The following is a 13880-nucleotide window of genomic DNA, read 5'->3' as shown; positions in this document are numbered from 1 at the left end:
GAGTGAGCTGTACGCCGCGGTTGGTACGGATAAATAAAGTGGTATTCAGCTGTTGTTCCAGACAATTCATGGCCCGGGTAATATTAGGCTGGCTGTTGTTTAACGCCTGAGCCGCCTTGGTAAAATTGTGGTATTTTGCCACATAATAAAAAATCTTATAATACTCGAAGTTAACATCCATAATATTTTTCCTTTTCTTTTGGCATATCATATGTTTATTTCAGTTATATCAATTATAGTTTTTACTTATTTCTACGTCAAGCGTATTATGTACTCGAAAACCATATGGCGTTGTACTTGCCACATGCTTCCCTCTTAAGGTAGAAACTACCACCACCTCCCCTGTATATCGCTTAAGAGGAAAATACCCTTTAGGATGATTTCTACTCCTAAAGGGTATTTTTATAAATAATTATTTATTTAATTTATGAAATAATATAAAACAATACTTAACCGCTCAGGTATTTTCCGGATAAATCCCAATAAACGTTAGAAGCGGAAGTACACGGAAATCATGTAAAACAATTTTCATTTCCCTGGCTTTTTTCCCCTTAACAGGAATGATCTTCTGATAGCCAATTACCGTTCCTGTGTAAATACTGTTCCATATTTCCCCTTCTTTAACAAATACCTCATATTTTTCCACTCTCTGGCTATAGCAGACAGCCTCTTTTAATACCAGATACCCCAAATTGTATGAGTCGTCCAGGCAAATCGTTATCTCTACTGGCAGCTCACTGCTTTCAGGCTGATACCATGCTTCTAAAGTATCCTTTGTCAAATTGGAAGCCGGATGCGCCGGATCTTCATTTTCCGAAAAAACATGTGCTGTACTCATTAAATTATGAGCAAAAGATTTCTTTTTCCAGCTTCCAAATTCTTCCAGACGTTTAACATCATTTTTATGAAGAAGTCCGTTTGGCATAGGTGGAATGTTTAACAAAAAGGTTGCATTTCCTCCAACAGCCCCAATATAGATATGAACCAGCTCTTCCAGACTTTTCACCTGATCATCTTCTTCTGGATGATAAAACCATCCAGGTCTTATAGAAGTATTTACTTCTGCCGGATACCAGATCAGATCCGTTTCACCTTCAAGCGCTTTTCTGCTTCCAAGATCTTCCATATCACTGGTAATCCGGCGCATTCTGAATTCCTCATCATCGGTCTGCTGGCTTCTTTCCTGTACACTCTCTGCAAGTGCTGTACGCGCAGGAACAACACTCCACTCAGATTTTCTTACATCGCCAGCTTCATTTCCACACCATCGGATATCTGGTCCGCAGACACAGATACATGCGTCTGGCTGATATTTTCGAACACATTCGTAATAGCGATTCCAATCATAGACCTGTTTTTTCCCATTAGGTCCTTCCCCACAGGCACCATCCAGCCAGACACTGAAAATATCCCCATAGCCGGTGAGAAGCTCAATCAGCTGTGCCAGATAGTAATCATCATATTCTTTTCCACTTCCATAGCAAGGCTGATTGCGGTCCCAGGGGGAAAGATAAATTCCAAATTTCAGTCCATGACGGCGGCATGCTTCGGACACTTCCCGGACCACATTTCCCCTGCCATTTTTCCATGGGCTGGCTGCAACGCTGTGACGGGTATATCTGGTAGGCCACAGGCAGAAGCCGTCATGGTGCTTACAGGTAAGGATTACGCCTTTCATGCCGGCATTTTGTGCTGCAGTCACCCACTGGTCTGCGTCAAACTCTGTAGGATTAAAAATTTGTGGATTTTCCGTTCCATCTCCCCATTCCCGATTGGTATACGTATTCATTCCAAAATGAAAAAACGCATAAAACTCTGTTGCCTGATAGGCAATCTGGCGGCAGGAGGGAACTATTTTTATTAATTCCTGATCAGTTGGCATATGATTTCTCCTTTTTTCATCCCTTCAACCCGCCTGCACCGATTCCCTGAAGCAGATATCTCTGTCCAATGAGATAGATAATAATTGTTGGGATCATAACGATTACAAGTCCGGCAAACAGGGCACCCCAGTCTGTAGCATATTTCTGCACCTCAAACAAGTTTGCCATACCGATGGGAAGGGTTTTCTTTGCATCTTCCGTAAGAAGAACAAGTGCCAGTGGATATTCATTCCAGAAGCCCATGGCACTTAACATCGTAATGGTCGCAATCCCGGGTTTTGCAAGAGGCACCATAACTCTTAACAACAGCTGGATATTAGTAGCACCGTCAATTCTTGCAGACTCCTCATAATCCCTTGGTACCGCAGACATAAATCCCTGTAAGGTAAAAATACAGAAAGGAAACTGCATAACTGCATAAACAAGACATAATACCGGCAGGTTATTTAATCCGTTCACAGCCTGTAATTCCAGAAACAAAGGAATCATAATGTAAGTAGCCTGCAGAAAAATACAAGCCATGTAGACCGTAGAAATCAGCCTGCTGCCCACAAAACGGTATCTTGCCAGTACATAAGAGATGGGAATGACCAAAAGCAGAAGCAATACAGTGGAAAGCACTGTCACAAATATGGAATTTCCAAAATAAGCGGCAATATTTGCTTTCTGCCATGCTGCCACAAAATTATCCAGATTCAAAGCTGCGGGCAATGCATAAGGATCTGTCAGATATTCTGCATTTGTCTTAAACGCAGACATCAGATTCCAGAAAAGCGGATACAAAAAGATAACGGTAAACAGAATCATCAGGATCCTGATACACCAGGTTCTTACAGTTTTCATCAGTCTCCCTCCCTATTCTTTTTCAGATGATACTTTTTTAGAAATCATTGCAAGCACGATTGCAAGAATCAGGGTAAACATGGCAATCGCCATGGCATATCCAAAATTGGCGTTTCGCATACCCTGGGTATACATATACTGTAAAAGTACACTGGAAGCACCATTTGGTCCACCACCTGTCATAACATTGGACAGGGTAAAACTTAAGTTGATAGTACCAGACAGGGAAAGTATATAGGTCGTTCCAATTGATCTGCGAAGCAACGGAATGGTGATCTTAAAGAACTTCTGCACTCCTGTTGCACCGTCAATGGAAGCAGCTTCATAAACCTCCTGGGAAATCCCATCAATGGAAGCCACATGCATGACCATGTAATAACCAATGGCCTGCCAAACCAAGGCTGCACCGATACACCAGAGAGCCGTTTTTCCCTCTCCAAGCCATGCGTGTTTCCAGGTGGAAAGATGGAACAGATCCAGCATATGATTCAGAATTCCTCTTGTGGGATTAAACACAAAGGACCACACAATACCAACTACAGTCATGGAAACAATACTTGGGAAAAAGAATACGGTCCGGTAAAATGACTTTTCCTTAAGCTGTCCCTGAGTAAGGATAAATGCAAATACAAGACTTAGAAATATGGTCACAGCCGGGATTACCAGCATCAGCTTAAGAGTATTAAACAGTGCCTGAAGAAAATCCTTATCCTGGAACATATACCTGTAATTATCCAAAAATACAAATTTGCTGTTAAAGCCTACGCTAAGTGCAGTGGAACTGGTAAAAGACAGATAAATGGCATTTACCATAGGGACAATCATAAAAATAATGGTTAAGATCAATGCAGGAAGCGTACACAGGGCTATAAATAATCTGGGCTTTTTTACCACGCTTGCTCACCTCTTTAAATTTAAATATTGAAAAATGTGGATGACATCACCGATTGGCAATCTATCTGTTCAGGGTTACAAAAGGCTGCCGCATACACTGTGCAGCAGCCTTTCCATGCTTTACCGTTTTTATCCGGCTGGCATATGAAGTTTAGTTGGCAGCTTCCATATCAGCACGAACCTGTGCGAAAGCAGCTTCCACGTTCTGTGCCCACTCTTCTACTGTCATTTCATCGTTCATAACAGAAGTGATCGGATTGAAGATCTCATCTTTCGGGTTGATCTTGCAGTCAGCCGGAACTGCTGCAAAGCTCATGATCAGGGAAGAAGCATTTGCCTCTTCGTAGATTCCGTACATATTATAGATTGCAGTAGACAGCTTATCTTTTGCTACTTCACGGGCACTCTTGGTAGCATAGAGGGCACCGGAAGCCTCTGCAAATGCAGATACGGATTCATCGCTGTACAGGAAACGAAGGAATTCTTTTGCAAGCTCCGGATTCTTTGCAGCAGCCGGAATGGAGAACTGCTCACAGCTGTCGAATACATAATGCACATCATCTGCGTTCTCAGTTGGGATCGGGGCCATTGCAAACTCAAAGCCTTCTTCTCTTGGAGCATCCTGCATCTCATTTTCCATCCAGGTTCCGTTCGTGATAAATGCAGCTTTTCCAAGCATCATCTCTGTCTGGGACTCTGTATGGTTCATACCTACAGTACCCTCTAACAGATAACCTTTCTCTGCAATTTCTTTGATATGGGTAAGAGCCTTTAACACACCTTCGTTGTTGAAGGAACCTTCCTCATAATTGGCAATCTTGGTAAGAGCTTCCTCACCGCACTCATTTGCAATTGCCGGCCAGAGCATTTCTTCCATGTATCCCGGATAAATTCCCTGATAGGTGAAAAGCGCACGTCCGTCAATATCCTTTAAGGTATCACCAAGTGTGAAAAACTCGTCCCATGTTTTTGGAACTTCCAGATTGTTCTCATCGAAAAAGGTCTTGTTGTAGATCAGACCCTGCGGACCACTGTTAAATGGTGCCAGATAAATTTCATCGTCTCCGTATGGTGCACACTTTGTACTGGAAAGAATTCCGTCTGTAATGTCATCGCGAAGAGTACCGGTTCCAGCATAGTTTTCTCCGTCAAATACATCGTCCAGATTTAAAAGTGCATGTTCTTTAATCAAAGAAAGAATTACGCCGTCCTCACCACCATCGTTGAGACAGATAAAATCCGGCGCGTTTCCGGCTACGATCTGTGGACGAATAATATCACCAATAGTCGGGCTGATCGTCATATTTACCTTCACGCCCTCATGGCTTGCTTCAAAAAGCTCTACCATCTGATTCCAGTAAGCATCTCCGTATCCACCCTGAAAAATGGCAATGTTCAGTTCCTGTTCTTCTGCTTCCGCAAATGTTGTGAGCGGAGAAAGTACAGTAGCTGCGCTCATGGCAAGAATCATTGCGGATGCTGCAAATCTTTTTTTCATATGGTGTTTCCTCCTTCTGGTTGGCTGTTTTATTACGTTTGCCTGATGATGCTATTATATTGCGAAAATCTTTTGTCGTAAATTAATAAAACGATTCTCGTTATGGAGCATTTTCTTGTAAATAATATCTGATATGGATTTTCTTGCGGCATATATGTATTATTTTTTCATCTTTTGCTTTTACATAGATTATTCTGTTTTTTTCCTGTATAATAAATGAAAATAATAATATTTTGACAGATACCCGTCAGTGGTCAGCAACAGGAGGAACCTCCATGGAAAAAAAACATCATTTTCAGGGATTTCGTAAATTCAGCATCAAAACAAGACTTGTAATTGCCCTTCTGATGATTTCTATTATACCATTGGTAGGAATCAGCGGCTATTCTTTTCATATATTTTCCGCGGCACTTCAGGAGAAGCTTTCTGCATCTATTTCCCAAACCCTGTCCATGATCAATCTGAATATGGTAAGTGAGATTGAGAAATACCAGTATCTGTGTGGTTCCATCTGTATTAGTGAAGAGATTAAAAAAGGTCTTCTAAAAAAAGACATGACAGATATGGAGAAGAATCAGGCGATGCTTGAGATTCAAAACATGATCCGCAATAAAATCATCTATCCTGCCCAGGCAAAAAATATTACTGTCTATGATACCGATGGAAATATTTTTTATGATCTGGGCTATGACGGGTTCTATCAGGAAGATGTGGACCGGATCCTGTCGCAGCTTGAGGAGCAGGACCAGGATGTGTGGGCTTATGCACATACTTACCGTGACAGAAATATTCTGGTTCTTGGAAGAAGGATTTACGAGCATTTTTCCAAAAGCCGGGTAATCGGATACACTCTGATTTCTATTGAAGAAAAAATCTTTTCCAAGACAGTACTGGAGCCTGTGGGACTGTCAGATTCTTCCAATATTATGTATATGAATCTGGATGGAACGGTGCTCTCTTCCTGGAACCGAAGTATAGCCCTGGGGGAGAAAACTGGCGATGAGCTTCTGAAAAAAATCCAGGAAAGGCTTCCAAAGAAAACAAGTTCCTTTAGCATCCAGGAGGATGGGGAGGATCAGCTGGTGACCTATATTTTTAATAAAAATCTGAATCAGCTGTTTGTATATACCATGCCTTACCACTATATCAATTCAGAGGTGTATGCCATGCTGAAACATATTCTTGTGGTTGTAGTGTTTCTGGTTTTACTGTGCATCGTAATTGTAGCCATGGTATATCAGGGAATTATGTCTCCTATTAAAAGAATGCTGGAATTCTGCCGTGAGGTTTCCGGAGGAAAATTATCTGTGCGTATTCAGGACAAGCATAAGGATGAACTCTCCCGGCTTTCCGGCAGCATGGATCATATGGCAGATACCATCGAACATCTGATGGATCAGCAGAAGTCCCAGGAAAAGAAAAAAAGAGAGCTGGAGCTGCAGATGCTTCAGTATCAGCTGAATCCTCATTTCCTTTTCAATACTCTGAACAGTCTTCGGTTTGTGGCTGCCATGCATAAGGATCAGATTGTAAGCGACGGAATCCAGGCGCTAAGCAGTCTTTTACAGAATACCCTTACCAATAAGAATGAATATATTACGATTCAGGAGGAACTGGAAAATCTGGAAAATTATTTTTCCATTCTTAGGATCCGGTATGCAGGAAGCTTTGAATATTCTTTCCATGTGGAGGAGGATGAGCTGCTCTCCTGCCTGGTTCCAAAGCTGATTCTGCAGCCCCTGGCAGAAAACTCGGTGATGCACGGTTCGTCAGATAATGGCACGGTGATGAAGATTCAGATTACCTGCTGGCGGGAAAATGAGGATGTAATGATCGAACTGTCTGATGACGGCAAAGGCTTTGAGGTGACAGATGACGCCCTGGCGCCTCACCCGGAGCGGAAAAGGATTGGCGTCGCCAATGTAAATGACCGGATCCAGCTGAATTTCGGACGAAAATACGGGCTGAAAATTGACAGTCAGCCTGGGCACGGAACTACTTGTACCCTGACCCTGCCGGAGCTTTATGCGGATACGCTTTCATAAAATACACAACTGGTCAGAAAGGACGATACATGTACAGTATACTGATTGTTGATGATGAGCCCATTGTAAAAATTGCACTTCGTTCCATCCTGCCCTGGGAGGAGCATGGCTTTTCTATTTGCGGAACGGCATCAAATGGACTTGAGGCACTGCCTTTGATCGAACAGCATCATCCGGATGTGATCATCACAGACCTGAAAATGCCTGGGATGGACGGGCTTGAGCTGATTCGGACTTTAAAGGAAAAGAATTGTCCGGGAGAAATTCTGGTACTTAGCAATTACGAGGATTTTGATTCTGTGCGAAGTGCACTGCTGCTTGGTGCGGCAGATTATCTGCTGAAAATTAAGATCCAGCCAGATACCCTTCTTGCCTGTCTGAATAAAACGGTAGAAAAATTAAAGGACAAAGTGCCCAGAAATTGGGAAACCGAAAAAAAGGATCAGGAAGAGGATATATCAAAGCTGCTGCTGGAATTTTTCCAGAAGGATGTAAAGCTTTCAGATTTTATGGGACAGCATGCTAAAACCAGACTTGCATTTATGGAAGCTTCCTGTGCCGTCTGCTATGTAACCTTTGAGAAGTATTTATCTAATGAAGCATTTTCCATCTCCGGGAATCTTCTGCGGGATATGATCCTGGATGCGGTTCAGGGAGTGTTGCAGCCCTATATTCTGGTGCTGAACGATTATAGCGCACTGGTTGTTTTTTCCCAGACAGAGCTGTCCGACAGTGAAATTAAGGTGGAACAGCTGGTAAAAAAGCTATACAATCGTTTTACCATGTATCAGTCCTTTGCACCAGATATGCCCTATCAGGAGATGCTGGAAAATTACGAGGAAGCGCGAAGTGTGTTCCGGGAATTTTCCTCTAATGAGGGACACTATAAAACTGATGTAGCGAAAACCCTGGAGTATATGGAGGAAAATTACATGTACAGGCTGACCCTGTCTTCTATTTCTGCAAACGTAAATTTAAGCTCCAGTTATCTGTGCAGGATTTTTAAATCTGAGGTTGGCACAAGCATTACCAACTATCTGAATAATCTGCGGATACGCAAGGCCGCAACCCTGATCAAGGAAAATACCATGTCCATGAAAGAGATTTCTTCCATGGTAGGAATTGATGATCAGCTTTATTTCAGCAGGCTGTTTAAGAAATGCATGGGAATTTCGCCATCGGAATATGGAAAGAAGTATCATCAGTAAACGGATCATAACACCAATATACCATAATGAAAGGAATAAATATATGGAATTGTATTATAAAAATCCGGCAAAATGCTGGCTGGAGGGATTTCCACTGGGAAATGGACGAATGGGAGCGGTTATTCACGGAGCTTTGGATCATGAAGTGTTACAGTTAAATGAGGACACCTTATGGTCAGGCTCCCCTTACAGCGGACAGACCGGACTTTCCCCTGAAGTAGTGAAGCAGGCCAGGGAGCTTGCAAAAGCAGGGAAATATGAAGAAGCAAAACAGGTTATGGAAAAGAAGCTGGAAGAAGCTGAGGATGTACAGGTTTATCTGCCCTTTGGAGATCTGCTTCTGGATTTTGTGGAGGATAATTATGGTGCTGATGGAGATACAGTTGCAGGTGCTTCGCCAGATTCAGATACAGCTGTGACAGATTATGAGAGACATTTGGATTTAGACAGGGCTGTGGCGTCTGAGTGCTATGTGAGAAATGGAGCTAAGTTTACACGTACCTGCTTTATCAGCGCACCGGCTCAGGGACTTGTGTATCAGATTAATAGCAGCCGGCCATTTTCTATTTTGGTCCACTGTGACGGAGCCTTTATCCGTGAGAAAGCTTATAAGGAAAATCATTTCACGCTTACCGGAATCTGTCCGGGAAGAAGCGGACTGAAGGTTATTAAGGAAAATAAACCGGAAGAGTTCCTTTTCCCGGACGAACCAGAGCTTCAGGGTGTACACTTTATAGGAAAAGGGTGCGTAACTGCAGAAGGTGGAAGAGCTACTGGATCTGCTGATGGAATTCTATTGGAGCATGTAACTGGGGTGGAAATCCGTATGGCAATCCGTACCAGCTTCCGGGGATTTGACAAAGCATATACTGAGCAATATTCCGATGCCCAAATTCGTCATATGCTGGCTGCCGATTTAGAAAAACTTTCAAAACCATTTGAAGAGCTGCTGAACGAGCACGTAGAGGAATACAGGTCTTTTTATGGGAGAACTTCATTGAAACTGTGGGATGATGTACCGAAGATTTCTGCTGAAACTTCTCAGTATGATCTGCGGGAGCGTCTTGCCGCATTTCATGAGGGCGCATCTGACCCGGAGCTTTATGCAATCCTGTTTGCTTTCGGAAAATATTTGCTCATCTCATCTTCCAGACCAGGAACCCAGGCTGCCAATCTGCAGGGAATCTGGAGCAATGATATTATTCCACCATGGTTCAGTGATTTCACCGTAAATATCAATACCGAAATGAATTACTGGATGACAGGACCCCTGAATCTTGCCAAAATGCAGGAACCACTGGTAAATCTTTGCAAAGCGCTGGTTAAAAATGGACAGAAAACCGCCAGAGAACTGCTTAACTGTGAAGGAACTGCCTGTTTTCACAACACGGATATCTGGGGTAAAACTTCTCCTGCAACAGGAAAGGCGGTGTGGGCGTTCTGGCCTTTTGGGGAGGCATGGCTCTGCCGAAATCTGTTCGACCAGTACTTATTTACAGAAGATAAAGAGTATTTGAAGGAAATCATGCCTATACTTGAGGAAAATGTGCGATTCTGTCTGGCTCAGCTTCAGGAAACAGATCAAGGACTTGCCATCTGTCCCGCCACCTCACCGGAAAATCTATTTTATGAGGATTGTTCCGTGGCAGAATACAGTGAAAATACCCTGGCCATTGCAAGGAACCTGTTTCGGGATTATGTAAAAGGCTGTGAAGCGCTTGACTTGCAGAATCAGACAATGTGTGATGTACTGGAAGCGCTGGAGCGCATGGTACCTACTGCTATTGGAAGCAAGGGACAGATTCTGGAATGGAACCAGGAATTTCCAGAGCAGGATGTGCATCATCGCCATGTTTCTCATCTTTATGAGCTTCATCCTGGCTGTGGCATTACTCCACAGACACCTGAATTGTATAAAGCAGTGAGAAAGAGTCTTGAACTTCGAGGTGATGAGGGAACCGGATGGAGTCTGGCGTGGAAGGTTCTGATGTGGGCCCGTATGGAGGATGGCGCTCATGTGGAGAAAATTATGAAAAACCTGTTTTATGTAGTAGATCCAATGGAAGAAATGGGAATACGAAGAGGTGGCATCTATCCCAATTTATTTTGTGCCCACCCACCGTTCCAGATTGATGGAAATTTAGGTTACAGTGCTGCGGTTGCCGAGATCCTGGTTCAAAGCCAGGGAGAAGAGCTTGTCCTTCTCCCTGCGCTCCCACCCTCCTGGAGAAATGGGGAAGCCACGGGGTTCATTGCCCGCGGAAACATCCGCGTGGATCTTAAATGGAAGGGGAAGAATGTCACCTACACCTTAACTCCTGCTCATGACACCACTTTACGTCTCCGCGTCGGAAAAGGGGACGTGAGGGGCTATTCACTGCGTGGGGGCGTGGCATACGAAGGAAATGGGATGCTAAGCTGAGGAAGAACTTTGTGAGAGCAGACGGTTTTCCGCCCGTCTTATTCGCCTGTTTATTCGTTACTCTGGAAGGCGCCCTTCGTACATAATACTCAGTTCACCATACACCTGTGCCCAGTTCCGGATCGTACTGGTCCATCTCTTGGTAACTTCAAATGTGGCAAGATACAGTGCCTTTAATAGAGCTGTATCGCTTGGAAATACGCTTCTCTGGCGATTCAGTTTCCGGTAGGTAGAATTCAGGGATTCAATGGTATTTGTAGTATAAATCACCGTCCTGACCGTCGTCGAAAATTTAAAAATTGGAGAAATTCTATGCGTTGTTTTCTCATATTTGCAGATAACGCCAATCATCTAAACTAATTAAATATATTATAAGCAAGTGCATGTACCTGACATAAACCATGGATTGGCATGTAGCTTCTATACGAAAGCTTAATACCTATTTTTTATAGTTTTTTCAAACTAACTCATATATTTTTCCATATCAAGCTTCTTTTCTGATTTTGCAACAATTAGGGATGCTGTCACATCGCCCAGGCTGTTGCTCATTGCACGCATCATTCCAAGCAGGGAGTCCAGTCCCATGACCAGTCCGATTCCTGCAAGCGGAACATTCAACTGTGTCAGAAGTACAGACAGGCATACAAGCCCCGCTCCTGGAACTCCTGGCGCACCTACAGAAAGAACAAACACGGAGAAAAACATAGACAGCATCATTCCACCGTTGATATCAACACCGAAAACTCTTGCCAGTGCCATGCCAAATATCACCAGATATATACAGGTTCCGTCCATATTTACCGTTGCCCCCAGGGGAATAGACAGGGAATAGATTTTCTTTGATATACCAAGTTTATTCTCGCAGGCATCCATGTTCACAATGATCGCCGCATTACTGGAAGCCATGCCGAACACCTGAAGCATTGTGGGACTGTATTTTTTCAAAAAGGGAATCGGATTCAAACGGCCGATTACTCCAAGTAATATACAATATACAGTGATCATCGCCACGATTCCTACTGCAAAAGTTCCCAGCATGGCCAGCATGGACAACAGCACATCCGGTCCTGTCTTTAATACAACCGATACAATGGAGCAAAAGGTTGCAACAGGTATGAAACGTACCAGCATCACTGTAATCTTCAGGAACAGGTCATTGCATGCTTCGAATATATCCTTTAATAATCTGGAATGCTCCCCGATCTTCTCTAATGCAATTCCAATCAGAACTGCCAAAAAGATGAGCTGCATCATGTTGGAATCTAAAAACGGTTTTACAAAGTTTGCCGGAATGATTCCTACAATTGTATCCTTGATTGAAATACTTACATCCGAAACCGACACCGCAGCTGCATCTCCAGCCAGTTTTGCCGCAAGCTCTGGATTACCTGGCTTCAATAATTCAAACACACCTGTTGCCGTAAGAATTGCCAGAACCGTGGTAAGCAGGTAAAAGCCCATGATTTTTCCACCAATACGTCCGGCTTCTTTCAGATCTCCAAATTGGGAAATGCAGCATGCTATGGAGAAAAATACTACCGGGCCTACAATCATCTTCAAAGCATTCAGGAACATTGTGCTGATAGATGTAAAAATAGTATTGTTCAGTGCTTCGTTCACGCCTGAAGGTACAAACACTTTCATCAATACACCTATTACGATTGCAGCTATTAAAGCCAGCATTGTATGTAATACCATGGCATGGGGATTTTTCTGTACTGTAATTTCTACCAGGTTCATGTTGTTCTTGTTTTTATAGCGCAGTCTTTCTTCATTCGCCTTGAGAAGGACATCCCGGATTATTTTTTCTTCTTTTTCCTGTGCGCTCTGAAGATCATCATTTTCCTGGTCCAGTACTTCTTCTATGGTATGACCATAAATAAACTGGAATTTCTCACCACGGAGTGACAGATTCACATATACCCTGCCAAACCTTTTATTCAAAATAATGCAGATATTTTCATCAGGGTCTTTGGCATGCTCCCTTAATTTCACCAATACTTCCTCTACTAAAAGCATTGTCTTTATGGTCTGCTTTTTCTCTATGCCAAACTCTTCCAGACCTTCTTTGATAAACTCTATTCCCGCTTTTGTATGCTTCTGCTCTACCAGCAATCTTTTGCTCATAGTTCTATTAATCCCTCCTAACCCTAAAATCTTTTATTTACAGTTTTTGATTCCACTTGACGTCATATAAGTTCCTACCAATACCGATATAACTGCAATAATACCGGAAATCAAATCGGTGCGTGAAGTTCTCCCATTTCTGATAAAATCGTCCGGACCTGTTCAGCATCATGAACAGAGATCATTAAATCAATATCATGAAATTCTGAAATAATCCCTTTAAAGTACAGCAGCATAGATGCGCCTAAAGCCCACTCTATATTTGCTTCATTAAATCGATGTGCAATTTTCTGTAGTAATTCAATTTTCTTCTGTATTTCAGGCATAATATCTCCCACTTGTATATTTATCTGGATAAAACATGTTTGTTACTGATTCCTACGGACCACTCTGCAAGGACTGCCTACAGCAATCACATTGTCGGGAATATTTTTTGTTACAACACTTCCTGCTCCAATCACAACATTATTCCCGATGGTAACGCCCGGTAAAATAATAGCTCCGCCACCAATCCATACATTATTTCCAATGATAACTGGTGCTGTTTGTGTTTTACAAAATTCAAATGATCCGTCTTCTTTAGGTATCCCGAAGCGATCTATGGCATTTGTCGGATGAAACGCCGTATAAATCTGTACATTCGGTGCAATTAAGGCATTATCACCGATACGAATTATATTGTCATCAAGAAAGGTACAATTCATATTTACTTCACAGTTATTTCCGAAGTAGATATTATTACCATAGTCAACGTAAAAAGGAGCCGTTATCCATAAGTTTTTGCCTTTTCCGCCAAGAAGTTCATTCAGAATTCGTTCTTTTTCATCTGCATCCGCAGAATTCATCTGATTATAATCTCTTACCAGATCTTTTGCCTTATGCCATTGTGTCAGCAGTTCCGCATCTCCACAATCGTACAGTTCTCCTGCCAGCATTTTTTCTCTTTCTGTCATAGGTCCC

General features: G+C 42.7%; 12 protein-coding genes. 3 read left to right on the top strand and 9 right to left on the bottom strand.

What is annotated here, in order from left to right; all coding sequences use genetic code 11:
* From DW904_RS03610 to DW904_RS03590, 5 genes are all read right to left on the bottom strand, one after another.
* A partial coding sequence (locus tag DW904_RS03610; protein WP_147422288.1) for a LysR family transcriptional regulator occupies positions 1-181 on the bottom strand: 181 nt, incomplete at its 3' end.
* A gap of 276 nt (positions 182-457) precedes the next feature.
* Complete coding sequence (locus DW904_RS03605) at positions 458-1882, bottom strand: alpha-L-fucosidase (protein WP_118578100.1); 1425 nt, start codon at positions 1880-1882, stop codon at positions 458-460.
* 16 nt (positions 1883-1898) lie between these two features.
* Entirely contained in the window at positions 1899-2726 is an 828-nt protein-coding gene (locus tag DW904_RS03600) for a carbohydrate ABC transporter permease (RefSeq protein ID WP_118578099.1), read from the bottom strand.
* A gap of 12 nt (positions 2727-2738) precedes the next feature.
* The gene (locus DW904_RS03595) at positions 2739-3620 is read right to left on the bottom strand and encodes a sugar ABC transporter permease (RefSeq protein WP_118578098.1); all 882 of its coding nucleotides are present in this window, start codon (positions 3618-3620) and stop codon (positions 2739-2741) included.
* Positions 3621-3771: 151 nt separating this feature from the next.
* Positions 3772-5118 (bottom strand): carbohydrate ABC transporter substrate-binding protein, encoded by a 1347-nt coding sequence (locus tag DW904_RS03590; protein ID WP_118578097.1) that lies wholly within the window; start codon positions 5116-5118, stop codon positions 3772-3774.
* Positions 5119-5393: 275 nt separating this feature from the next.
* Between DW904_RS03590 and DW904_RS03585 the strand changes: the two genes are divergently transcribed.
* From DW904_RS03585 to DW904_RS03575, 3 genes are read left to right on the top strand one after another with little or no spacing between them, the layout of a single operon-like run.
* Positions 5394-7163, top strand: coding sequence for a sensor histidine kinase (locus DW904_RS03585; protein WP_118578096.1), 1770 nt, complete (start codon positions 5394-5396; stop codon positions 7161-7163).
* 29 nt (positions 7164-7192) lie between these two features.
* On the top strand, positions 7193-8371 hold the full coding sequence (locus tag DW904_RS03580; protein ID WP_118578095.1) for a response regulator: 1179 nt from the start codon (positions 7193-7195) through the stop codon (positions 8369-8371).
* 43 nt (positions 8372-8414) lie between these two features.
* Positions 8415-10793, top strand: a complete 2379-nt coding sequence (locus DW904_RS03575) for a glycoside hydrolase family 95 protein (protein ID WP_202187658.1) — start codon at positions 8415-8417, stop codon at positions 10791-10793.
* Between the two features lie 57 nt (positions 10794-10850).
* Here DW904_RS03575 and DW904_RS03570 read toward each other — a convergent pair whose 3' ends face one another.
* The 4 genes from DW904_RS03570 to DW904_RS03555 form a co-directional block, all read right to left on the bottom strand.
* Positions 10851-11132, bottom strand: a complete 282-nt coding sequence (locus DW904_RS03570) for a transposase (protein WP_272105013.1) — start codon at positions 11130-11132, stop codon at positions 10851-10853.
* 123 nt (positions 11133-11255) lie between these two features.
* On the bottom strand, positions 11256-12920 hold the full coding sequence (locus tag DW904_RS03565) for a dicarboxylate/amino acid:cation symporter (protein ID WP_118578093.1): 1665 nt from the start codon (positions 12918-12920) through the stop codon (positions 11256-11258).
* A gap of 110 nt (positions 12921-13030) precedes the next feature.
* Positions 13031-13246, bottom strand: coding sequence for a hypothetical protein (locus tag DW904_RS03560; RefSeq protein ID WP_118578092.1), 216 nt, complete (start codon positions 13244-13246; stop codon positions 13031-13033).
* Positions 13247-13288: 42 nt separating this feature from the next.
* Positions 13289-13873, bottom strand: coding sequence for a sugar O-acetyltransferase (locus DW904_RS03555; protein ID WP_118578091.1), 585 nt, complete (start codon positions 13871-13873; stop codon positions 13289-13291).
* Positions 13874-13880 lie beyond the last annotated feature (7 nt).

This window comes from Ruminococcus sp. AM42-11 (assembly GCF_003480145.1).
Taxonomy (GTDB): Bacteria; Bacillota; Clostridia; order Lachnospirales; family Lachnospiraceae; genus Blautia_A; species Blautia_A faecis.
Note: the sequence above shows the minus strand (reverse complement) of the source record. Positions and strands in the feature narration are given on the sequence as shown.